The organism is Mesorhizobium sp. ArgA1, from assembly GCF_053714375.1.
Genome location: NZ_JBSKBQ010000001.1, coordinates 47,576 through 72,339, shown reverse-complemented (window position 1 = coordinate 72,339; position 24,764 = coordinate 47,576). Strand labels below are relative to the sequence as shown.

Annotated in this window: 12 protein-coding genes; 3 read left to right on the top strand and 9 right to left on the bottom strand. The window is 63.8% G+C overall.

The genetic code is table 11. The features are described 5' to 3' along the window. Nucleotides 1-23: 23 nt before the first annotated feature. From ACWGTI_RS00300 to ACWGTI_RS00260, 9 genes are all read right to left on the bottom strand, one after another. On the bottom strand, nucleotides 24-473 hold the full coding sequence (locus ACWGTI_RS00300; protein ID WP_006202816.1) for an RrF2 family transcriptional regulator: 450 nt from the start codon (nucleotides 471-473) through the stop codon (nucleotides 24-26). A gap of 261 nt (nucleotides 474-734) precedes the next feature. Next, entirely contained in the window at nucleotides 735-1,721 is a 987-nt protein-coding gene (locus ACWGTI_RS00295) for a sulfate ABC transporter substrate-binding protein (RefSeq protein WP_454585269.1), read from the bottom strand. Between the two features lie 192 nt (nucleotides 1,722-1,913). Beyond that, entirely contained in the window at nucleotides 1,914-2,954 is a 1,041-nt protein-coding gene (locus ACWGTI_RS00290; RefSeq protein ID WP_454585268.1) for a sulfate/molybdate ABC transporter ATP-binding protein, read from the bottom strand. A gap of 13 nt (nucleotides 2,955-2,967) precedes the next feature. Beyond that, the gene (gene cysW, locus ACWGTI_RS00285) at nucleotides 2,968-3,852 is read right to left on the bottom strand and encodes a sulfate ABC transporter permease subunit CysW (RefSeq protein WP_454585267.1); all 885 of its coding nucleotides are present in this window, start codon (nucleotides 3,850-3,852) and stop codon (nucleotides 2,968-2,970) included. Continuing rightward, nucleotides 3,845-4,696: a sulfate ABC transporter permease subunit CysT gene (gene cysT / locus ACWGTI_RS00280; protein ID WP_454585266.1), complete on the bottom strand. Its 852-nt coding sequence runs from the start codon at nucleotides 4,694-4,696 to the stop codon at nucleotides 3,845-3,847. Before cysT ends, cysW begins: the two co-directional genes overlap by 8 nt. Before the next feature lie 31 nt (nucleotides 4,697-4,727). Then, nucleotides 4,728-5,756, bottom strand: a complete 1,029-nt coding sequence (locus ACWGTI_RS00275; protein WP_454585265.1) for a sulfate ABC transporter substrate-binding protein — start codon at nucleotides 5,754-5,756, stop codon at nucleotides 4,728-4,730. A gap of 234 nt (nucleotides 5,757-5,990) precedes the next feature. Next, nucleotides 5,991-6,713, bottom strand: coding sequence for a M15 family metallopeptidase (locus tag ACWGTI_RS00270; protein ID WP_454585264.1), 723 nt, complete (start codon nucleotides 6,711-6,713; stop codon nucleotides 5,991-5,993). Between the two features lies 1 nt (nucleotide 6,714). After that, on the bottom strand, nucleotides 6,715-8,805 hold the full coding sequence (gene pbpC / locus ACWGTI_RS00265; RefSeq protein WP_454585263.1) for a penicillin-binding protein 1C: 2,091 nt from the start codon (nucleotides 8,803-8,805) through the stop codon (nucleotides 6,715-6,717). Nucleotides 8,806-8,978: 173 nt separating this feature from the next. Further along, nucleotides 8,979-14,462 carry an MG2 domain-containing protein gene (locus ACWGTI_RS00260; RefSeq protein WP_454585262.1) on the bottom strand — a complete coding sequence of 1,828 codons (5,484 nt, stop codon included), beginning with the start codon at nucleotides 14,460-14,462 and terminating at the stop codon, nucleotides 8,979-8,981. A gap of 281 nt (nucleotides 14,463-14,743) precedes the next feature. Here ACWGTI_RS00260 and ACWGTI_RS00255 point away from each other — a divergent pair, with 281 nt between their 5' ends. The 3 genes from ACWGTI_RS00255 (at nucleotide 14,744) to ACWGTI_RS00245 (ending at nucleotide 24,636) form a co-directional block, all read left to right on the top strand. After that, complete coding sequence (locus ACWGTI_RS00255) at nucleotides 14,744-16,672, top strand: autotransporter assembly complex protein TamA (RefSeq protein ID WP_454585261.1); 1,929 nt, start codon at nucleotides 14,744-14,746, stop codon at nucleotides 16,670-16,672. 2 nt (nucleotides 16,673-16,674) lie between these two features. Continuing rightward, the gene (locus ACWGTI_RS00250) at nucleotides 16,675-22,722 is read left to right on the top strand and encodes a translocation/assembly module TamB domain-containing protein (RefSeq protein WP_454585260.1); all 6,048 of its coding nucleotides are present in this window, start codon (nucleotides 16,675-16,677) and stop codon (nucleotides 22,720-22,722) included. 255 nt (nucleotides 22,723-22,977) lie between these two features. Then, on the top strand, nucleotides 22,978-24,636 hold the full coding sequence (locus ACWGTI_RS00245) for an ABC transporter substrate-binding protein (RefSeq protein WP_454585259.1): 1,659 nt from the start codon (nucleotides 22,978-22,980) through the stop codon (nucleotides 24,634-24,636). Nucleotides 24,637-24,764 lie beyond the last annotated feature (128 nt).

Genomic DNA, 24,764 nt, shown 5'->3' with positions numbered 1-24,764 from the left:
CTTCACACTTTTCCTGGAATTGATTAGATCTGCGACGTCAGTTCGACCGGAAAATCGTCATTGTCGGCATCACGCATGGCGGCGAGGCTTCTGTTATCCAGCACCTCGGCGATGGCCTGGCGCACCTCCAGCATCATGTGCCGGACCTGGCAGGTCGCCTCGTCGCAATCCTCGCAGCGCTGGTATTGCGTCCGGCTGGCGCAAGGGATCGGCGCCAGCGGCCCGTCGAGCACGCGTACGACATGGCCGATCTTGATCTCGGAAGCCGGCCTGGCGAGGCGATAGCCGCCTTCCTTGCCCTTGCGGCTCTGGACGAAGCCGGCATTGCGCAACTCACCCAGAATGGCGTCAAGGAATTTCTTCGGGATGTTGTTGGCGACAGCAATGTCGTTGACGAATGCAAGCTGGCCGACCGGCAGGCCGGAAAGATGCACGAGGGCCTTGAGGCCGTATTTGCCTTTTTTGGTAAGCATGCCCGATTCAGTTCATGAAAACCCCAACCACCCGCATCTGGCGGTTGTTTGTGTGCAAATCATGACGTTTCGCCTGAACAACCGGGTTTCGCGTAGAACAAGCCGCCCGGTTGAGAGGTTAGGCACAAAGGCGTTGATTCTTTGTAACGTTTTTCACGGATAGCGCTGATCGTTCGGGGAAGCAGTTTGTCTGTGCCAAACTAAAAAAGCCGGCAAAGAGCCGGCTTTCTTGTTCAGTTTTCAGTCCGGACGCTGCTGATATCAGCGGCTGCCGTAGATCTGGTCGAGCAGGCCGCCGGCGGCGAAGTGTTCCTTCTGCACCTTGTCCCAGCCGCCGAAGACGTCTTCCACCGTCAGCAGGCGGACATCGGGGAAATCGGCCTTGTATTTGGCGGCGATTTCAGTGTTGCGGGCGCGCAGGCCATTTTCGGCGGCGATGGTCTGACCCTCCGGTGTGTAGAGGAAGTCAAGATAGCTCTTGGCGAGGTCACGGCTGCCATGCTCGTCGGCGACCTTGTCGACAATAGCCACCGGGAATTCGGCGAGCAGGCTGACGGTAGGGGTGACCTGTTCGAACTTGTCGTCGCCATACTCCTTGCGGATGCCGCGCGTCTCGGACTCGAAGGTGATCAGCACGTCGCCGATCTCGCGCTGCACGAAGGTGGTGGTGGCAGCGCGGCCGCCGGTGTCGAAGATCGGCACGTTGTTGAACAGCTTGGTGACAAACTCCTTCACTTTGGTGTCGTCGCCCTTGAAGGCCTCTTTGGCGTAGGCGGTCGCCGCCAGATAGGTGTAGCGCGCATTGCCCGAGGTTTTCGGATTGGGGAAGATCACCTGCACGTCGTCGCGCACGAGGTCATTCCAGTCCTTGATGTGCTTGGGATTGCCCGCGCGGACGAGGAATGAAGGCAAGGAATAGAAGGGCGAGGCGTTGTCGGGAAAATCCTTCTGCCAGTCGGCGGAGACGAGGCCTTTCTTGACCAGGAAGTCGATGTCGGTGACCTGGTTGAAGGTGACGACATCGGCGCCAAGGCCTTCGGCAATGGCGCGCGCCTGCGCCGAGGTGCCGGCATGCGACTGGTCGATGCTGACGCCGGGATGGCCGGCGATGAAAGCCTTGTTCACCTGCACGAACAGTTCGCGGCCGACATCGTAGGAAGCGTTGAGCAATTTGTCGGCCGACCATGCCTGGGAGGATGCGAGGACCAGGCCGGCGGCGGTGGCAAGCTTGAGCAAAAATCGCTTCATGAAAAGGGACTCCTTGGGAATGCCGGTTCGAATGCATCGATATAATGCGCCAACATAATAGGACCACGTCCAGCGCGACCAGACATGCAGACGCGGCCTGCCGTCCAGTGGTGAGAAATAGTATTGCCGAAACAGCCGGTTGGTAGGATTTCCTTCCAAGTTGAATCGCTTCGGCCCGTTGATGGATGACGTCTATGCCGCCGGGAAAAGCTTCCAGCGCCTCGGTCTGAACGCTACCCGGCTCTTCTGCGCCGCCGGATGGTCGACGGGTAGTTCGATCTCGACCCGCTGGCGTTCGCCGCCGATTTCGAGTTCGACGCGCCTGGTGCCGGCGACGCGACGGCTGGCGGCGACCGTGCCGGCGATGCAGCCGCTGCAGCCGTCGAGCAGTTCGATATCGTGCGGACGGAAGTACAACGTCGCATCGCCCTCTGGCGCATGCGGGGCCGACACGCCGATCGGACGGTCGGCAAGCCAGATCTCGCCATTTTCGACCTTGACCGGAAGCGAGCTCGATTCACCGATGAAGGAGTAGACGAAGGGGGAGTTCGGCGTGTCGTAAATCTCATCGGCCGAACCGACCTGCTCGATGCGGCCCTGGCTCATCACCACGACGCGGTCGGCAAGCTCGAGCGCCTCTTCCTGGTCGTGGGTGACGAAGACGGTGGTGTGGCCGGTGCGGTCGTGGATCTCGCGCAGCCAGCGGCGGAGTTCGCGCCGCACCTGCGCGTCGAGCGCGCCGAACGGCTCATCGAGCAGAAGCACCTTGGGCTCGATCGCCATGGCGCGCGCCAGCGCCACGCGCTGCCGCTGACCGCCCGAAAGCTGCGCCGGGTAGCGCTTTTCCAAGCCGGAAAGCTGGACGAGGTCAAGCAGCTCCGAGGCGCGGCGGCGGATTTCGGCTGCCGGCGGCCGCGACGGTCCATGCCGGACCTTCAGCCCGAAGCCGATATTGGCGGCGACCGTCATGTGCCGGAACAGCGCATAGTGCTGGAAGACGAAGCCGACATTGCGATCCTGGATCGACTTCTGCGAGGCATCCTCGTCGCCGAAGAAGATCTTTCCAAGCGTCGGCCGCTCCAGCCCGGCGATCAGCCTCAGCAGCGTCGTCTTGCCGGAGCCGGACGGCCCCAGCAGCGCGATCAGCTCACCCGACTTGATGTCAAGCGATACGTCATGGAGGGCCGGAAACCGGTCAAACTCCTTGCGCACGTTGGCAACGCGAACTTCCATGCAAATCCCTCAATCAATGCCCGCGTGTCGCGGCGATCTCGGCGCCGTAGCGCATCTCGAGAAGTGTTTTCAAGACCAGCGTCACCAGTGCCAGGCCGGCAAGCAGCGAAGCGACGGCAAAAGCGCCAACGGCGTTGTACTCGTTGTAGAGGATTTCGACATGCAACGGCATGGTGTTGGTCAGCCCGCGTATGTGGCCGGACACGACCGAAACCGCGCCGAATTCGCCCATTGAGCGTGCGTTGCACAGAAGCACGCCGTAGAGCAATCCCCATTTGACGTTGGGCAGCGTCACATACCAGAAGGTCTGCCAGCCATTAGCGCCGAGCGAGAGCGCGGCCTCCTCATCGCCATTGCCCTGTTCCTGCATCAGCGGGATCAGTTCGCGGGCCACGAAGGGGAAGGTGACGAAGACGGTGGCGAGCACGATGCCGGGCACGGCGAACAAAATCTGGATGCCGTGCTCCTTCAGCCAGCCGCCAAGCAGCCCTTGCGCGCCGAACAGCAGGACATAGACCAGGCCGGAGATGACCGGCGAGACCGAGAAGGGCAGGTCGATCAGGGTGGTGAGAAACGCCTTCCCCTTGAACTCGAACTTGGCGATCGCCCAGGCGGCCGAAATCCCGAAGACGACGTTGAGCGGCACGGCGATGGCCGCCACCAGCAGCGTCAGCCGGATTGCCGAGCGTGTGTCGGGATTGGACAGCGCTTCCGAGTAAGCGCCCACGCCTTTGGCCAGCGCTTCGTGGAAGACGATGATCAGCGGCAGGAGCACAAAGATCGCGAGGAAGGCGAAGGCCACCGCCATCAGCAGCAGCCGCACCGGCAGGCTCTCGGTCACCGCCGCCGACTGGCTCTCGTGATGCGGCTCGTAGGATTTGATTTCGGGATCAGCCATAGCGTTTGCGACTCCATGACTGCGCGAGATTGACGATCAGGAGCATCAGGAACGACAGCAGAAGCATGATCGCCGCGATCGCAGTCGCTGCGGGGTAATTATACTCCTCCAGCCGGATGACGATCAGAAGCGGCGCGATCTCCGACTTGTAGGGCAGGTTGCCGGCGATGAAGATGACCGAGCCGTATTCTCCGACGCCGCGCGCGAAAGCGAGCGAAAAGCCGGTCACGATGGCAGGCGCCAGGCCCGGGAAAAGGATGCGGGTGATGATCTGGAAACGGTTGGCGCCAAGCGTGGCGGCGGCCTCCTCCACCTCCTTGTCGATCTCCTCCATGATCGGCTGCACCGTGCGCACGACGAAAGGCAGGCCGATGAAGACCAGCGCCACGACGATGCCGAGCGGGGTATAGGCGACCTTGATGCCGAGCGGCGCCAGAAGAGAGCCGATCCAGCCATTGGGCGCGTAAAGGGTGGTGAGCGCAATGCCGGCGACCGCTGTGGGCAGTGCGAAGGGCAGGTCGACCATGGCATCGACGATGCGGCGGCCCGGGAAGCGGTAGCGCACCAGCACCCACGCAACGAGCGTGCCGAATACGACGTTTACGGCAGCAGCGACAAAAGCGGTTCCGAAGCTGATTTCAAGCGCGTTGAGGGTCCGGCGATCGGTGGCGATTGCAAGGAAATCGGCCCAGCCGAGGGCAGCCGAACGCCAGATGAGCCCCGACAAGGGGATGAGAATGATGAGCGTGAGGTAGGCAAGCGAGAAGCCGAGCGTCAATCCGAAACCCGGAATGACGCTCGGCTGCCTGAATCGCCACCCCGCCTTGGCGGGTGCTGTGGTCATGTCGTCCTGATCTTAACTCGCGGGTCTTAGCTCATTGGGCCGGCTTGTAGATCTGGTCGAATATACCACCATCGCCGAAATGATAAGGCTGTGCCTTCTTCCAACCGCCGAAAAGCGGATCGTCGATGGAGATCAGCTTGATTTCCGGCGTCTTCGGAACATCCGCCGGATCCACCAGTTCGGGCTTGGCCGGACGATAGTGGTTCTTGGCGATGATGGTCTGAGCTTCCTTGGAATAGAGCCAGCCGAGGTAGGCTTCGGCGACCTTGCGCGTACCCTTGGCATCGACATTGGCATCGACCACGGCGACCGGCGGCTCGGCCAGGATCGAGGTCGGGGGGTAGACGATCTCGAAATTGTCGGCGCCGAATTCATTGAGTGCCAGATAGGCGTCGTTTTCCCAGCCGATCAGCACGTCGCCGAGACCCTTTTGCGCGAAGGTGACGGTGGAGCCACGCGCGCCGGTGTCGAGCACCGGAGCATTGGCGTAGAGCTTGCCGACGAATTCCTTGGTCTTGGCTTCGTCGCCGCCGTCGTTGGCGCTGGCGTAGGCCCAGGCGGCGAGGTAGTTCCAGCGCGCGCCGCCCGATGTTTTCGGGTTCGGCGTGATCACCTGGATGCCGTCCTTGACCAGATCGCTCCAGTCATGGATCCCCTTAGGGTTACCCTTGCGGACCAGGAAGATGATGGTCGACGTGTAGGGCGCCGAATTGTTCTCGAACTTTTTGCGCCAGTCCGGATTGATCTTCTTCGACTTGTTGACGATGGCGTTGATGTCGCCTTCGAGCGCCAGCGTGACCACATCGGCGTCGAGGCCATCGATCACGGCGCGGGCCTGGGCACCCGATCCGCCATGCGATTGCTGGATGGTCACGGTTTCGCCGGTCTCGGCCTTCCAGTGGGCGGCGAAGGCCTCGTCATAGGCCTTGTAGAGTTCGCGTGTCGGGTCGTAGGACACGTTGAGAATGGTGGTATCGGCAAACGCGAAACCGAGCGTGCCGAACTGGACAGATGTGGCGACCAGTGCGCCGAGCAGTTTCTTGAAATGAGGGTTGGTCATTTCCGCCTCCGTTGATGACGGCTGAACTCTATCGAATTGATAGAAATTAGATGCATTCAACGTTGCCTTTTTTGGCCCTCTGAAGCAAATTATCGCCGATATTGCGCGCTCAGGGGAAACATTTTCCTCATATTAGCCCAAGCCGCCTCCAGGCCGGTGGGGCGCTATTTAGAAGCGGGCCGCGCGGAGGCAAGGCCGCTACGGTGGAGATTCGTCGGAGCATTTTGGGTGGCTTCACTTCGCAGTGACGGAGAAGTCGAAGCGCTGCTTTGGGAACGGCTCGTTCGCCAGCGTGTAGTGCCACCACTCGCGCGCATAATTCTTGAAGCCGCCGGCGCGCATGGCATCGAGCAGTCTTTTGCGGTTTGCCGCCGCCTCTGGTGCCAGCGGGCGGTGGGCGGTTTCGCTTGCCGGGTCGAAGCAGTCGAAGCTGGTGCCGAAATCGAGGGTCCCGGCGCCGGTCGCACCGCAAGTGGCGAATGAATTGCTCGTGCCGTCGCTGCGGGCGATGGCGACATCGACGGTCGAGCCGCGTGAATGAGTGGACAGTTCGCCGATATAGCCCTTGGCGATCAGGTCGCCGCGCTTGACCTGGGGATACCATTGCGGATCGGGTGGTCCGCCTTCTCTGGTCCACTTGCCCATGTCGGCGACGGCGCGCGCCGGTCGGTAGCAGTCGAAGACGACCAGAGTCAGGCCCTCGGCGGCGAGTGCCCTTTGCACGCCGGACAGCGCTTCCGCCGCTTGCCGGGTGAGGATGCAGACCGGTGCGTCATAGCCGTCGGCCTTGTGATGTAGGAAATTTTCCAGGCCGGCATAGCGGATGTCCTGGCGGATCGATGGATCGACATCGGCTAGGCGAACAAATCCGGCGGGCAGGGGGTCGGCGGAGGCGGGGAGAACGAAGACGACTAGCTGCAGGACGCAAAGTCCAATGCTTTGAATCGCCTGCCGCACTCTATTCAACGAACACCTTCACGCTGGCCGCACGGCCCACGGCATCGATGACCGTCAGCGTCGAATAGCCGGCGCCGTCGGGCAGCCAGGTGGCGGTGCGGCGGCGGTCGATGCCGACGAGCGGCTTGCCGTTGGCGAGCCAGCGGAATGGCGCGCGGCCGCCCTGCAGCTTGAGCACCAGCGGTGAGGCCTCGGCGGAGTTGGTGGCGAGATCGACGCGGGCGCCGTTGGGCGGGAATATGATCGTTGGCGCCGGCTCGGTCTGGGTTGCCTGCACCAACCCGTCGGCGCCGGCGCCGAAACGCGCCAGTGTCACCGGCAGATCCTCCCGCTTCGCCTTGACAACGCCGGCCGGCTGCCCGGGCAGCGGAACCGTGGCGAGGCCTGAGCGGACGAAGCCCTCGAACAGGATGGGCGCGGCCGAGACATAGCCGGACAAGCCGGGCACCGCGCCGGCATCGGCGCGGCCGACCCATACGCCCAGCACGTAGCGGCCATCGAAGCCGACCGACCACGCATCGCGATAGCCGTAGGACGTCCCGGTCTTGTAGGCGATGCCGCGCTGCAAGGCGCCTTCGGGCGGCTTGACGCCTGACAATATGTCGGTGATCTGCCAGTTCGCCTGGGCGTCGAGAATGGTGGCGGTGGTGCGTTCGGCATTGGCCGGCTCGGTGCCGTCGTGCAGCGTGTTCGCCTTGCCGCCATTGGCGAGCCCGGTATAGAGCTGGACGAGATCGCGCAGCGTCACGCCAACGCCGCCGAGGCCGATGGCGAGGCCCGGCGCCTCGTTGACCGGCAGCACGGGACTGACGCCGGCCTGGCGGAAGCGCGCCATCAGCCGTGCCGGGCCGACAGAATCAAGCACACGAATCGCCGGCACATTGAGCGACAGCTGCAGCGCCTGGCGGATCGAAACATCGCCCTGATAGCCCATGTCGAAATTCTTCGGCCGGTAGCCGCCGAAATCGACGGGACTGTCCTCGATCAGCATTTCCTGCGCCACCAGACCCTGCTCGAAGGCGAGGCCATAGATGAACGGCTTCAGCGTCGAACCGGGCGAGCGCACGATCTTGGTCATATCGATCCAGCCGGAGCGGCTGACATCGAAGAAGTCGGCCGAGCCCACTTCGCCCAGAATGTCGCCAGTGCGGGCATCGGCCATGACCATGGCGACGGAAAGGCGAGGGCCGAGCTTGATGGCGGCATCGCGGGCCACCTGTTCCAGCCCTTGCTGGACGCTTTTACGGATGGTCAGCTGCAGCGGCTTGCCGGGCACGGCCTTGGGCAGCATGGCATAGGCGGCGTGCGGCGCCAGCGCCGGCAGTTTGCGGCGCAGGCCCGAGACATCGTCCAGGGCGGCGCGCGCGGCCTCGCGCTCGCCAAGCAGGCCTGATGAAACCATCCGGTTCAGCACGCGGTCGCGGGCGGCATGCGCGATGCCGAGATTCCGGTCGGGCCGGCGCTTTTCCGGCAATTGCGGGAGTGCAACCAGCAGGGCGGCTTCCGAAACGGTGAGCCGCTTAGGTTCCTTGCCGAAATAGGCGAGCGAGGCGGCGCGCACGCCTTCGAGATTGCCGCCATACGGCGCCAGCGTCAGATAGCGCTCAAGGATCTCCTGCTTGGACAGACGCCGTTCGATCTGGATGGCGCGCAGCATCTGCTTGACCTTGGAGCCGAGGTTGCGGCTTTCGCGCGGCTCGATCAGCCGGGCGAGTTGCATCGACAGTGTCGAGCCGCCTGAGACGATATGGCCGTTGGTGACGAACTGGCCGGCGGCGCGTGCCAGCGCCAGCACGTCGACGCCATCATGGTCCCAGAAGCGTTTGTCTTCATAGGTGACCAGCATGTCGACGAACTGCTTGTCGACCTGGTCGAGCCTTGTGTCGAGCCGCCAGTAGCCGTCCGGTGTGGCGAAGGCGCGCAACAGCTGGCCGTCGCGATCCTGGACTTCGGTGGAGACGGTGAGTTTTTCGGGCAGCGGCGGCGGGAAGGCGCGGTCGAGTTCCCAGAGAGAAGCAGCAGCGATTGCCGCAAAGCCCGCGAGGGAAGCCACGGCGATGCCTGTTCGACGGAGAAATTTTCTGGAGAGCATGGTGGTGCCCCTCATCCGCCTGCCGGGCCGACGGCCCTTCGGGCGTTCGTCATTCGAAAAGCCAAGCAATTGGCTTTTCGTCCGCTGCGCGGACCATTCCTCACCTCCCCGTGTCGTGACGGGGAGAAGGAGGCTATCACTGCCGTCGGCGCGCTCATCTTCGCCAAGGCGCCCTACGGCGCCTTGATCTCCATCATGCCGGTGGCGGTGCGGGCCGAGTATTGCGGCCGGTACATGTCCTCCACCGTGGCTGCCGGATGAGCATAGGTGCCCGGCGTCACCGCGCGTACGACGTAGGCCAGCATGATGTTGCGGTCGCCGTCGCCGTCATTGGGGTTGAATGCCGCGACGAAACGGTCGTCGCGGAATTCGAGATGGGCAGCGTCGGTCTGCGCCAGCCAGGTGAAGTTCGACAGCTGGGCGCTGGAAACCAGGCCCGGATTGTCGATCTCGAAACCGGCCGGCAACAGGTCGGTGATCAGCAGGCGAGATGGCCAGCGGTTCTGCTCATAGATCTTGAGCACGACCACATAGCGTTCGTTCTGCGTCGCCTCGGTGACGTTGGCCTCGGTGCCATCGAGCTTGTAGTAGGTGCGATCGATGGTGAAGCCGTCACCGCCGGCCGGCAGCGGCTCGACCGGCGAGGCGACCGTTGTGACGACCGCCTGCAGCGGCGCCGAGCCGGTGTTGGCGATGGTCAGCGGGCTGTCGGATATATCGGTGCCGCTGAGCTGGGTGGAGTACCCACCGGCATGCGGCGCGCCGTTGACCGACAGCTTGATCGAGTCGTTGCCCGACTTCAGCGCCCGGGCCGCCAGCAGCATCCAGGACTCGTCCTGCGTGCTGGTCCAGCGGGCATCGGCGCGTTCCCTCGCCACCAGCCGGATCAACTCCGGCACGATGGTCGGCACCGGCTTCGATTCGGCGGCGAGCGCCAGGATCGCGGCGCCATCACGCAGCCGCGAGCCGTAGTCGGACCGGTAGTAATCATAGTCGGTGGTCGACTTGGCCAGTTGCAGCGCCGTCTGGAAGGTGGCTTCCGAACGCTGCGCATCGCCGTAGAGCGCCAGGCTCGCCGCCAACTGGGCGACGGCCATCGGGCTCGAGAAGGCTTCGAGCTTGGTGTCAGCGTAGTAGCGCAGATCGCCGACCGAGGCCTTCTTGTTGCGGGCCAGAACATAGAGCGCGTAGGCAATTTCGCTGCCGCGGTCCTGGACGTCCTGGTCGTAGCCGACCGAGTTCTGCAGATTGCTCAGCGCCTGGCTCATCGCGAGCGCCGGCACGTCGTAGTTCTGCTCGCGCGCCCGGGTCAGGAAGTCGGTGACATAGGAATCGAGCCACAGATCGCCCGAGCCCGGACCCCACAGGCCGAAGCTGCCGGCGGAAGCCTGGTAGCTCAGTACCTTGTAGATGGCGGCCTGGACGCGGTCGTGCAGATCGGGATCGCTTTGCATGCCGACGGATGACGCCAGATCGTTGACGTAGAGCAGGGGCATGGCGCGGCTGGTGGTCTGCTCGGCGCAACCATAGGGGTAGCGGTCGAGCGTCATCAGCAGCGACGGCACGTCGAAGGCGGCTGCTTGCGAAACGCCGACGCTGACCGAGGCGCCGTCGAGCAGGCTTGCCGCGAGCAGTTCCTTGTCGACGCGCAGCGAACCGCCATTGCCCTTGAGGTCGACCACCAGCCGAGTGGTGACCGGCAATTGCGCCGGACGCACCGGCACATAGAGCGTCTGCTCGACGGAGGTGCCGTCGCCATGGGCGAGCTTGATGGTCAGTGAAGCGTTGCCGGCCGTCCTGGCGATCAGCGGCACCGTCAGCGTCTGGCGCTTGCCCTTGGCCAGCGTCAGCTTTTCGGGCAGCGGCTTGTCGCCGGTCGAGAGGTCGCCCGTGGTGTCGATCGACAGGGCATAGTCTCCCTCCGGGCCGTCAGTGTCGGCGACGTCGAGCCGCATGACGGCATTGTCGCCAGGCGCCAGGAAGCGCGGCAGGCCGGCGGTGATCACCACCGGATCACGCACGATGACGTCTGTCGAGGAATGGCCGACGGCATCTTTGGTCCAGGCGACGGCCATGACGCGCACGGTGCCGTTGAACTGCGGAATGTCGAAGTCGACCCTTGCCTTGCCGTCGGCGTCGAGCTGGATCGGGCCGGAGAAGAAGGCGACCAGCTTTTCGGTCGGCGGACTGCCTTGCGTCTGCATTGCGGCGCCGTCGCCGCCGGTCCTGAGCTTGCCGGTGGTGCCGAGCGAACCGTCGATCAGGCGGCCATAGATATCGCGGACTTCAAGCCCCAGCATGCGCTGGCCGAAATACCAATCCTCCGGATCCGGCGCCTTGTAGTTGGTAAGGTTCAGGATGCCGACATCGACGGCAGCGACCGTGACATAGGCATTGCTGCCGGGTGCAGCGCCGGCCACCGAAACGGGGATCGACAGCTGCTGGCGCGGCATCGTCTTTTCCGGCGGCGTGAGCGTGACGGCGAGCTTTTTCGAACCCGGATCGACCGTCAGCCATTTCACGCCGATGGCGCGGGCCGGCATGCGGGTTTCCTGCGCGTCGCCGGGCCGGAACAGGGTTGCGGTGATGTAAGCGCCCGCGCCCCAGTCGTCGCCGACCGGGATGTCGACCGTGCTGCCACCGGCGGGTACGGTTGCGGTGACGGTCTTGAGCAGCTTGTCGGCGCCGATGGTGACCAGCAGTTCGCCGGCAAAATGCGGCGACACTTTCAGCTTGGCCACTTCGCCGGCGGCGTAGTCATCCTTGTCGAGGGCGATCTCGAGGCCATCAGGCGTTTCGGTGGAAGTCGAGGAGACATACCAGCCGGCGTCGAACTCATAGCTGGTCGCCGGACCCTCGGGATCGGCAGTCTCGATCTCGAGCCGGTACTGGCCCCAGTCGACCGGCATCGTCACGGTCGCCTCGGCATCGGCGCTGAGATCGACCTGGCCGTTGGCGATAGATTTGGTGAAGGTCACCGGTTCGTAGTTCCAGGAGTTGTTGTTGCGGTACCACTGGTAATTGCGTTCGACCTTGACCAGCGACCATTGCGCGCCTTTCAGCGTCTCGCGCTTGCCGTCGGGATCGACCGCGATCAGGCTGAATTTGGCGGTGCCGCCCTGTGGCACCTCATTGTCGGCAAAGTCCGGACGGATGCCGATCATGCGGCCTTGCGGGCGAATGCCGATGTTGAGCGAGCGCTCGATGGCACGACCGCCGGTTTCGCGCATGCGGACCGTGACCTTGGCGTCGACCAGCTTGGTGGTCGCGGGCAGCTGGTCGACGCTGACCGGGAAGGTCGCCTTGCCGTCGTCACCGACCACCGGAAGACCGGTGAAGGGCGTGACCGAGGGCTCGGCCGACTGCTCGTCGGCGAGGCCGAACGAATAGCCGGCGAAACGGTCCCAGTCGCGAGCTGTCGACAGCGTCAGTTCGCCTTCGAGCGCCAGACCGGCAGCTGGCGCGCCATAGAGGAAGCGGCCGTCAATGTCGATGTTGGCGGTTTCGCCCTGTGCGATCTCCTGCTTGTCGGACTTCATGTCGAATTCGATGCGATCCGGCACGAAGTCTTCGACCAGGAACATCTGGCTGGAAACGGCGGCCTGCTCGGGATCGGTGTAGATCGACACCGTCCAGGTGCCGCGCATGGCATTGGCTTCGAGCGGCAGGTCGACGGCATAGCCGCCGGCCGACACGCCGTCGGCGACAATGCGGCGGTTCTCGACGCCGTCGGGACGGGTGAAGATGAAGGTCAGCGGCAGGTTCTCGACCGCCTTGGAGGCGCCGTCGCGGGCAAGGGCTGCAACATGCACGTCCTCGCCTGCGCGGTAGATGCCGCGTTCGGTCCAGGCATAGACATCGAGCGCACCAGGTGCGGCACGTCCGGAGACGCCGCGATCGGAAAGATCGAAGCCGGCGCGGCCCATGTCGAGGAAGACGAAGTCGTTGTCGCCCTGCTTGGCCATCAACACGGCCGGCACCATGCCGCCGTCGCCGCGTGTCAGGCCTGGGTTGAAGACGGCGTGGCCTTCGGCATCCGACGTCGCGGTGCCGAGGATTTCATTGTTCCTGGCCAGCAGCGTCAGTTCCGCGCCTGCGATCGGCTTGGCGGTGCCGAGTGAGCGGGTGAACACATTCAGCCCGTCCTGGCCGGTATAGGTCGAAAGGCCGATGTCGGAGACGACGAACCACTGGGTGGCAAGCGAATTGTAATTGTCGTCATCATTCTCGTTGACCGGTTCCGCGGTCAGCACGTAGACGCCGGGCTTGCGCTGCGGCAAGGCCTCGTCGACCGGGAACGACGTCGTGACGTCCTTGTTGAGGTCGTTGGCGATGTCGAGCTGGCCCTCCCAGACAGGCTCGCCCATCTGGTCGGAAATGCTTGAGATGTCGTAGCCGTCGAGCTGCTTCAGGAACTGGTAGCCGGACAGAAGCTGCGCCAGCGAACGATCGCCGATGCGGTAGAGCTTCATCTGCGCGGCGGTCATGTTGACGGTGACGACCGGAATACCGCGGCGGGCGCCGGCCGGCAGCACGAAGCTGTCGCCGGTGAAGCGGGCGGACGGTGCGCGATCCTGGACATAGATCGACAGCACAACCGGGGCGGCAGTCACTTCGCCGATCGCCGCCGGCAGGCCGGCGCGGAAGGTTACTTCGTAATGCTGGCCATGCTCCAGACCTTCGACGCAGACCTGCTTGTCCTTGGCTTCGACGCCCTTGGGCGGCTGGTTGTCGACAGTGACGAACTGGGCGTAATCGACGCCGGTCTTGACCAGTTCCTCGGAAAACTGCGCGCAAATGCGCGGCGCGCTGGTATCGGCATCGACCGAGTGATCGATGACGCGGAAGCCCTTGCGGGCCTTGAGGTCCTCATATTCGGCCTTGACCGCCGGCGAGCTGACCAGAGCAAGGCTCGCCTCATAGGCCTGCAGGGCCGGACGGTAGAGATCGCGGCGGTCGAGGCCGTTGCCGAGCAGCGCCAGCACCTCGGCGCGGGTCTTGGTGGTGCGCAGCAATTTGTAGGCATTGAAGGCTGCGGACGTACCCTTGACCGGCAAATTATAAGCTCCCGAGCTGCCATTAGCCGGCTGCTGGGCAAGCGTTTCGCGGGCCAGGCCGAGCCACAGCTGGGCGTCATCGGGCAGGACCGAAACGGCAGCCTCATATTTGTTCATGGCCTGGGCATGGTCGCCGGTCAGTGCGGCCTGTTCGGCCGCGGCGCGGAGCGCTTCCAGCCCATCGGTCGGCTTGTCATAGGCCGGATCGGTCAGCTTGTTGCGATATTGCTGGGCCTGGTCGGCCATCCAGTTGGGGAAGAAGGCGAGTTCCGGCGGGGCGCCGATATCGGGGTCGCCATCGACATTGACGACCTTGCCCGCGATAGCGCCGCTGAACGGTTTCAGCTGGTTGTAGTCGGATTTGAGGAAGCACCACTTGGCCTTGTTATTGTAGGTGAAGGCGCGGCAGGCGGGGTCGCCAAGGCATGTGGTCTTGCACTGATCGAGGCTGACATTCTGGTCCGATCTGAGATCGAAGCCGAAATAGTCGGAATTGTTTGAGGTCACAACCCGGCGGGCTTCGGCCGCTTGCGCGACTGCCCCCCAGGCGAAAAAGAGAAGGATCAGGATAGACAGACCACGAGCCGCGCGCATTGCCATAACACCCTCCAGACACTGCTTACGTCCGCGGCATGTTCAAGCTTCAGTCAAGCTTGTCAACACGAGGACGGACAGGTTAACGCCTGCCAACGGGTTCCCATGCCGGCCGATGGCCAGTATGTGAGATGTTTCATCCACAGGGAAAGGGATCACGCTTTCTTGCGGCAACGCAGAAGGTGTGAATTCCAAGCCCTGCCTATTTCAGACAATTGGATTGTGGCCCCTTTACGAGCACTTCAAAACTTCATTCCAATTTTAGTTTTGTCATCTAGGTTGTCTTAATGCCGGCGTATGAAAGGCACATGTCAGGGGGAGGCGCGCCACAGCGCGTGCTTTCGCGCGCGCTGCTTTTGGCGTTGGCGTGCTTGACCGTGCTTGTCTTGGAATCAGGGTCGGCGGCCGCCTTCGAGATCTTCGGCATCAAATTGTGGGGCTCATCGAACGATGAGGACGCCGATATTGTCGACCCGCTGCGCTACTCCGTCAGCATCGAGGCGCCGGATGCCGACAAGGACCTGGTCAAGAAGCTCGAAAACGCCTCCACGCTGAAAGCCGACGAGGAGCGCCCGGTTTCCGGTTCGCTCGGCCTTTTGGCCAAGGCGCGCAGCGACCGCGAGCAGCTGGTCGCCGCCCTCTATTCGGATGCCCGCTATGAAGGCGTCGTCACCATCACCATCCAGGGCAAGGCGCTCGACGATCTGCCGCCGGACGCCGAATTTGCCGGTCCGCAGCCGATTCCGGTGGTGATCAGCATCGCCAGCGGGCCGAAATTCACCCTCGGCAACATTAGGCTGGAAGGCGATGCCGCCGGGCTGGCGAGCGCCGATTTCGGCCTGATTGCGGGCGGCGATGCCGGGTCCGGCGCCGTGCTCAAGGCCGAGGCGCTGATCGTGCGGGCGCTGAAGCAGGAGGGGCGGCCGCTTGCCCGGATCACCGACCGGCAGGTCGTCGCCCAGCACGACACCTCGACGCTCGACGTGACGCTGACGGTGGCTGCAGGGCCGGTAGCCGGCTATGGCGACACCACCGTCGAGGGGACCGAGAAGGTCGATCGCGAGTTCACCGAATACATGACCGGGCTGAAACGCGGCCGGCAATATTCGCCTGATGAGATCGACGACGCCCGTGATCGGCTGCTCGGGCTGGAGGTGTTCAATAGTGTCACGCTGAAGGAAGCCGACGCTCTCGACGCCGACGGCAACATCCCGATCGGCGTCCAGGTCAGCGAGCGCAAGCCGCGCTATTTCGGCGTCGGCGGCACCTTCTCCAACACCGAGGGGCTCGGCCTCGAAGGCTATTGGGGCCACCGCAATCTGTTCGGCCGAGCCGAAAAGCTGCGCATCGACGGCAAGATAAGCGGCATCGGCAGCAATGATTTGAGCGAGCTCAACTACAATGCCGGCATCATGTTCGAAAAGCCGGGTGTCGTCGGGCCGGCCTCAAAATTCATCGCCAGCCTCAAGACAGTGCTCGAACATCCCGACGCCTACGACCATTTCTCCGTCAAGGGCAGCACCGGCCTGTCCTATGAGATCGACAAGAAGCAGACGGTTTCGGCTGAAATCGCGCTCGACTATTCCAGGATCACCGACGCTTTCGGCAAGCACAAATACCTGATCGCCAGCATTCCGCTGCAATATGTCTATGACAACCGCGACAACCGGCTCAATCCGACCAGCGGCTTCAGGGTGCTGGCCTATGCCGAGCCGAGCTACGACATTATGAGCGGCGCCGCCTTCCTCAAGCTGAAGGGCGAGGGGTCGGCCTATCAGTCGCTCGACACGGCGTCGAAATTCGTGCTTGCCGAACGCGTCGCCCTGGGTTCGATCGTCGGCACCAGCCTCGAACATGTTCCGGCCGACCGGCGCTTCTATTCCGGCGGCGGCGGCTCGGTGCGCGGCTACGCCTATCAGGGGATCGGCCCCAAGGATATCGATAATCAGCCGATCGGCGGGCTTTCCTTCTTCGAGACATCGGTCGAGATGCGCATCGCGATCACCGATACGATCGGCGTCGTCCCGTTCGTTGATGCCGGCACCGTGTCGACCAAATCGACGCCGGACTTTTCCGACGTGAAGGTCGGCGCCGGCGTCGGTCTGCGCTATATTACCCCGTTCGGGCCGCTGCGCATCGATGCCGCCCTGCCGCTCAACCGCGATCGTGGCGACCCGCGTTTCGGCATTTATGCCGGCATCGGACAGGCGTTCTGACGATGAAGATAGTCAAACGCATCCTTCGCCTCTTTCTTTACACGCTGCTGATCGTGCTGGCGGCGGCCATAGGCGCGCTCGTCGTGCTGACCAAGACCGAGCGCGGTCGTGAAAACCTCGCCGGCATCATTTCGACTATGGCCTCATCGGGGGACAGCAAGGTCACGGTCAGCGGCATTGACGGCATCTGGTCCGGCGCGCTGACGGTGGATCATGTCGTTCTGGAAGACCGTGAAGGCGCCTGGTTGGTGGCGCGAAAGGTGGCCGTCGACTGGTCGCCCTTGGCATTGCTGTCGAAGAATTTCAGCGCTGACCGGATCGCCGCCGAGCGCATCGAACTGGCGCGGCTGCCGGTGGCGAGCACCGAGCCCAGCAAGACCGGGTCGGCCGGCCTGCCGGTTTCGCTCGATATCAGAGCGATCGATCTGCCGCAGATCGCTCTCGGCCAACAACTTGCCGGCAGCGGCATTGCCGAGCTCGCCGCCAAGGGATCGGCCAAGGTCGATGCCTCGCCGCTGGCGATCGAGACGGTGCTCAACGTTACCCGCCATGACGGCAAGCAAGGCAATGTCGACGCCAACATCCATTTCGCGCCTGCCGACAACAAACTCGACCTCGATCTCAAGGCATCCGAACCTGCGGACGGCATCATCGCCAATCTGCTCAAGCTGCCCGGCGCGCCGCCGGTCAACATTGTTGTCTCCGGCACCGGGCCGCTGGCCAACTGGAGCGGCGTCGGCACTTTCATGGTCGATGGCCAGATCGTCACCCAACTCACCGGCCGTCATCAGCTGACCGACAAGGGTAACCGGATAGAGGCCAAGGGCGATGGTTCGTTCGAAGGCTTTCTGCCGGAACGGTTCAAGTCGCTGTTTGCCGGCAAGACCAGCTTCGACCTCGCCGGGACCGCGACCACGGCCGGCGGCGTCGACATCGAGCGCGCCGCGATCGAGAGCGACGCTGTCCACGGCACCGCCTCAGGCATGGTCGATCCGAAGGGCGCCAGCGACCTTTCGGTGGAACTCGCTTCCAAGGGTGAGCCGGTCACCGTCAATGTCGGCAGCCCGGCGCAGCCGATCATGGTGGCCATCAACAATGTCACCGCGCGCGCCTTCGGCGATGGCAAGGCGCCGATGGTCGACGCCAGCGCTTCACTCGTTTCGGTGGTGGCGGGCGGCTCTCAGGTGAACAATCTCGATGCGCAGATCCATTCCGATGGCTTTGACATCGAGAACCGCAGCGGCCCGGTCAGCGTGTCGCTGGCGGCGGCCGGCCTGAAGACCGACGTGGCGACGCTGGCGCCGCTGATCACCGGCAAGCTGACCGCCTCTCTTGCCGGTACGATCAGCAAGGATGAAATCTCGCTCGATGAAGGCACGCTGCGCTCAGATGCGCTCAATGCCGGGCTGACGGCCAAGGTGACGCTGGCCGACCTCGCCATGACGCTGAAGATGAATGCCGATGCGGTGTCGACGGCGCTGCCGCCGCAGATCAGTTCGCTGCTTGGCGAGCGGGTGAAGTTCTCGGCGACCGCCACCCGCGATCCGCAGGGCTCGTTTGCCGCCAATTCGATCGAACTCACCTCCGGTTCGCTCAGCGCCAGCGGTACCGCAAGCGCGCAAGGCAGCGACATCCAGGCCGATATCAAGGGCAAGCTCGGAGACGTCTCGGTGCTGTCGCCGCTGGTTGGCGTGCCGGTAGCCGGTGGCGTCGATTTCGCACTGACGGCGAGCGGCGCGCGCAACGCGCCGGACTTTTCGGTTTCGGCTGACAGCCCAAGCCTGACGGCGTCGGGGCGTACGGTCAAGGACATCAAGCTGACCGCATCGGGCAAGGCGGACATTGTCAGCCCGGCCGCAGATGTGTCGCTGACCGGCTCGGTCGAGGAGCAGCCGCTTGCCATCAAGGCAGCGCTGGTGACCAGCGATGGCAAGCGCTCGATCAATGGGCTCAGCGTGGCGCTGGGCGACAACAAGGTGTCGGGCGACCTCGCGCTCGACGATCATTTCCTGCCGCTGGGCACGTTGACGATCGCCGCTCCCGACATCGCGCCGCTGGCATCGCTGGCCGGGCAGACGGCGGCCGGCGATATCGGCGGCACCGTGGTCTTCGCCAAGGACGGCGAGGCGCCCACCGTCACCATCAATGCGGCAAGCGTGTCGATATCGCGCGGCAATGTGGCGGCCAAGGCAATCACCGTCAGCGCGCTGATCGCCAACTATCTCAACAGCCCGGCGATCTCCGGGACGATCAAGGCCGACAGCGTGACCTCTGGAACAACAGAGATCAGCGGCATCGGCGTCGACCTCAAGCGCGACGGCGACTGGACCAATTTTACCGGCGGCGCCACCATCGCCGGCATCCCGGCGACTGCTGCAGGGCGGGCGAAGATCGCCGGCGGCACGACCAGCGTCGAGATCGCGTCCGGCGAGGCGACGGTGCGCGGCATCAAGGCGGCGATCACCGAGCCGTCCAGCCTGACGATCGCCGATGGCGTCACCACCATTCAAAGACTGGTGGTCGATCTGGGCGGCGGCTCAGTGACGCTTTCGGGCACGGCAGGGCAGACGCTCGATCTGGCGGCAAATTTCTCGGCGCTGCCGGCGGCGCTCGCCAACGATTTCTCGCCAGGCCTCGCTGCGGCGGGCACGCTCGACGGCACGGCGCAAATCACCGGGCCATCGGCAAATCCCGACATCCGCTTCAAGGCAAAACTGGCCGGCGCCGAAACCAGCCAGACCCGCCAGGCGGGGCTCGGGCCGCTCGACCTCGATGCGGCCGGCAGTTATTCCACGGCAGGTGGCGTGGTGCTGGACCAGGCGACGCTCAGTGGCGAAAAAATCTCCGGCAAGGCGGCCGGCACCCTCAACCCGAACGGTGCCAGCGATTTCGTGCTCGACCTGACATCGTCCGGCCCAAGCCTGCCGCTGACGCTTGGCAGCACCGAGAGTCCTATCAAGCTTGAAGTGCAAGCACTGTCGGTGAAGGCGGCGGGGCAGGCCGCGCAGGCGAAGCTCGACATCTCGGCGGTGTTGCCGTCGGTGGCGACGAATTTCACCAAGGTTGAAGGCATCGCGCTGGCGCTGCACTCCGATGCGTTCGATGTAAAAAGCCGAACCGGCCCGATTTCGGGCACGGTGACGGCGGAAAAGGTCGGTCTGGACAATCCAACCATCGCACCGCTGATTGCCGGCAAGATCACCGCCAAGGTCGCCGGCAGCCTGGCGGCGGATGCAATCACCATCGACAATGGCTCGGTACAGGGCGATGCATTGGTCAGCGCCTTCAATGGCCGCGTCTCCTTCGCCGACGGCGCTATCGACCTCAACCTCAACGCCGATGCACTGTCATCGGCGTTGCCGGCGGCAGTGCGCAGCGTGCTGGCCGAGCGGACGCAGCTCAGCGCTACGCTGAAGCGGGATGACAAAGGCAATGTCAGCGCCAATCCGGTCAAACTGGTGTCAGGCGCGCTGACCGCCGACGGCCAGGCCGGCCTCGCCGACAACAAGCTCAGCGCCGATATCAAGGGCGCGCTATCGGACATCTCGCTGCTGTCGAAGGACGCCAAGGGCGCGCTTCGCTTCGCGCTCAATGCGCAGGGCCCGATGAGGGCGCCGGACCTGTCGCTGACCGTCAACAGCGACCGGCTGCTGGTGGCGGAACGCGAAATCACCGGGCTGAAGCTGACGGCCACCGGCAAGGCCGATGCCGCCAATCCGGCGGCCAATGTGCAACTGACCGGCAATGTCGCGGGGCAGGCGCTGCAAGGCAGTGCGGTGCTGGCGACCGCCGACGGCAAGAGCGCCATCAACGGCCTGCTGCTGTCGCTCGGCAAGAACAGGATTTCCGGCGATCTCGCGCTCGACGAGGCCTTCGTGCCGGTCGGCACCATCGCGCTCGACCTGCCCGATATCGGACCGCTGGCAGCGCTGGCGCTGGAAAAAGCCGAGGGCGATATGCGCGGCACCATCGCCTTCTCCAAGACCGCGGACGGTGCCAACGTCGCCGTCAAGGCTTCGACCGCTTCGATCACGCGCGGCGACCTCCAGGCGAAGACGGTGTCGGTCGATGCGCTGATTGCCAACTATCTCGCCGCACCGGTCATCTCAGGCAAAATTCGCGCCGACAGCGTCATCTCCGGCGGCACCGCTATCAGCGGCATCGATGTCGACCTCAAGCGCGACGACGACTGGACCGGCTTTTCCGGCGGCGCCACCGTCAAGGGCATTCCGGCGAAGGCTGCGGGCCGGGTGAGGGTGGCAGGCGGCACCACCACCATTGAACTTGCGTCAGGCCAGGCAACCGTCCAAGGCATCAAGGCTGCTATCGCGCAGGCCTCGACCGTCAGCATCGCCAATGGCACGACGACGCTGGACAAGCTGGTGCTCAATCTCGGCGGCGGCACGGCGACGGTGACCGGCAAGGTCGGGCAGGCGCTCGACATCAATGCCGCACTGGCCAAGGTGCCGGCTTCGCTGGCCAACAGTTTCTCGCCGGGCCTCCAGGCCGCCGGGTCGATTTCCGGAACAGTCAAGGTGACCGGCGCGCCGGCCAATCCTGCCGTTGCCTTCGACATCGACGCCGGCGGGGTGCAGACATCGCAGACCCGCGGTGCCGGCCTCGGCGGTATGAACATTTCCTCGTCGGGAACGTTCGCTGGCAAGAAACTCACCTTCAACGCGGACATCAGCGACGGCGCCGGGCTTGGGCTCAAGGGTGGCGGCACGGTGACCACAGCGGGCACGCCGGCGCTGGTGCTCGACTTCAACGGCAAGGTGCCTTTCTCGTTCCTCGCCGCCAAGCTTGCCGCGCAAGGCCTGTCGCTGAGTGGCACTGCCAACGTCAATGTCCAGGTGCGCGGCCCGGCGACATCGCCCGTGATCGGCGGCACGGTCAGCACCTCAGGCGCCCGCCTCGTCGACGCGCGCTCGGGCCTTGCCGTCAATGACATTGCCGCCGATGTTTCGATCGGCAACGGCGTCGCCAGGATCAACCGCCTGACCGGCACGCTGTCGACACGCGGCAGCCTGTCGGCCTCAGGGACGGTCGGCATCAATCCGGCGCAAGGCTTCCCCGCCGACCTGTCGATCAAGCTGGTCGACGGCCGCTATACCGATGGACGCGTGGTCACGGCCAATCTCGGCGGCGACCTGACCATCAAGGGGCCGCTGACCTCGGCGCCGGTGATTTCGGGTACCGTCAACTTGGCCAAGACGGTCATTACCGTTCCGGAAAAACTGCCGGGATCGCTGGCGGCGCTCGGCGTCAAGCACAAGAACGCGCCGGCCAGCGTGCGGGCGCAGGACAAGGCCTTGCGGCCGGTAGCGGCCACCGGCAGTGGCGGCAGCGGCCTCAATCTCGATGTCACCGTCAATGCGCCGAACCAGATCTTCGTCCAGGGCAGGGGTGTCGACGCCGAACTCGGCGGTTCGCTGAGGCTGACCGGCCCCGCGGCTTCGCCGCAAGCGGTCGGCACCTTCACCCTGCAGCGCGGGCGGCTGTCGATCCTCGGCAAGCGGCTGACCTTCACCGAGGGCACGGTCGGTTTTTCCGGCTCGCTGGTGCCCTATCTCAATTTGACCGCGACCTCGACAACGACGAGCACCACGGTGACCATCGTGGTATCGGGCGAGGCGACCAATCCGAAATTCACCTTCTCCTCCGTGCCTGCGCTGCCGGAGGACGAAGTGCTGGCGCAACTGATCTTCGGCCGCTCTATGTCGAACCTGTCGCCGCTGCAGATCGCCCAGTTGGCTGAGGCTGCCGGGCAGCTGGCCGGCGTCGGCGGCTCGACCTCGCTGCTTGAAAACCTGCGCAGTGCAATCGGCGTCGACGACCTGGATGTGACTACGGACGATCAGGGCGGTACCGCCGTGTCGGCGGGCAAATACCTCAACGACCGCACCTATGTCACGATCCAGAAGGGCGACAAGCCGGGATCGGGCAAGGCGACGATCGACCTCAATGTCGGGCGCGGCGTCAAGCTGCGCGGCGAGGCCAACGATGGCGGCGAAGCCAAGGGCGGCATTTTCTACGAGAAGGAGTATTGATCCTTCGGCCGGACTCTGGGCCCACCGGTGGAACTGGCCAAGCTTGAGTCGATGTCTCGTTTCATCGACGAAACGAGATTCCTGAGGAATCCGTCAGGCAGTAGCAAATTTGCGCCAAGACTGTCGTTATCGCGCGAACCGCTCCCCTTTCAAAGTTGCACATTCGCCAACATGTTCCCAATCCATGCCGTCTTTGACATCGCGGCCTGGATGCGGAATGTTAAAAGGCGGAAAGCCAACAATGGGAGTTAAGTCATGACAATTTACAAGAGTAATGGCGATCGCGTTCCCGATCATATCCTGGCGATGGCCGAAGAGGCCAAGGCAGGCAAGGTCGATCGCCGCGAATTCCTCGCTCTGGCCAGCGTCTTTGGCGCGTCCACGGCGATGGCCTATGGCATGCTCGGCCTGGTAGAGCCGACGCCGGCCAAGGCCGAAGAGGTTCAAGGCAAGAAAGGTGGCATTCTGAAGGTTGCCCAGTGGATCAAGGATCCCAAGGATCCGCGCAAGTCCGACTGGTCGGAAATCGCCAATGCCGAGCGCCAGGCGCTCGAGCCGCTGGTCAAGTACACCACCGAATACACATTCCGCCCCTATCTTCTGGAGAGCTGGGAAGTCAACGACGACGCCACTGAGTACACGCTGCATGTGCGCAAGGGCGTAACCTGGCACAACGGCGATGCATTTACCGCCGACGACGTGTTGTTCAATTTCAATCGTTGGGGCGAGAAGGCCGCCGAAGGCAATTCCATGCCTGGCCGTCTTGGCACATTGTTCGACGATAAAACCGGCAAGCTGCGTGAAGGCGCGGTGACCAAAGTCGACGACATGACCGTCAAGCTCTCGCTGACAAAGCCCGACATCTCGATCATTCCCGGCATTTGCGACTATGTTGCTCTCATCGTCCACAAAAGCTTCGACGAGAAGGGCGGCGACTTCAAAGCCTGCCCGATCGGCACAGGTCCATTCGAACTGGTGTCCTACGATGTCGGCCAGAAGGTGGTCTACAAGCGTCGCGAAGACAACAAGTGGTGGGACGGCGAGGTCTTCCTGGACGGCATCGAGTTCATCGACTACGGCACGGATCCAGCGGCCATGGTCAGCGCCTTCGAAGCCGGCGAAGTCCACACCAATTTCGAGACCTCGGCCGACTATGTGTCGATTCTCGACGGGATGGATCTGGTGAAGTCCGAGGTAGTGACCGCGGCGACCATCGTCTGCCGCACCAACGTCACCAACAAGCCTTACGACAACCAGAAGGTCCGTCAGGCCCTGCAGCTCGGCGTCGACAACGCCGTCGTCCTGCAGCTTGGCTACGGCAATGCCGGCACCGTCGCAGAAAACCACCATGTCTGCGCGATCCATCCGGAATATTTCGAACTGCCGAAGATCGCGCGCGATCCGGCCAAAGCCAAGGCGCTGATGGCGGAAGCCGGCCAGGCCGACTTCGAGCATGAACTGATCACCGTCGACGAGGACTGGCACAAGAACACCGGTGATGCCATCGCCGCGCAGCTACGCGACGCGGGCATCAAGGTGAAGCGCACGGTGCTGCCGGGATCGACGTTCTGGAACGATTGGACGAAGTATCCGCTGTCGATGACCAACTGGAACATGCGCCCGCTCGGCGTCCAGGTTCTGGCTTTGGCCTACCGCACCGGCGAAGCCTGGAACGAGTGTGCCTGGTCGAATCCCGACTGGGACACCAAGCTCAACGCCGCGCTTTCGGTCGCCGACGCTGTCAAGCGCAAGGAAATGATGAAGGACATCGAGCAGACGCTGCAGGATTCCGGCATCATCATCCAGCCCTACTGGCGCAAGCTCTACAGCCACTCGGTCAAGGCGGTGCAAAACTACAAGATGCATCCGACCTACGAACGCGACTACGGCAAGATCTGGCTCGACCAGGCTTGATCGGACCGATCGGGAGGGCGCTTCGCCGCCCTCCCCATCACTCCTCGCATGATCCAGAACCTGGAGCCGGCGCAGCAAAAAAGTTGCGGACTCTTCGCGAGGGATCGTGCAATAAAACAGGGTTGATC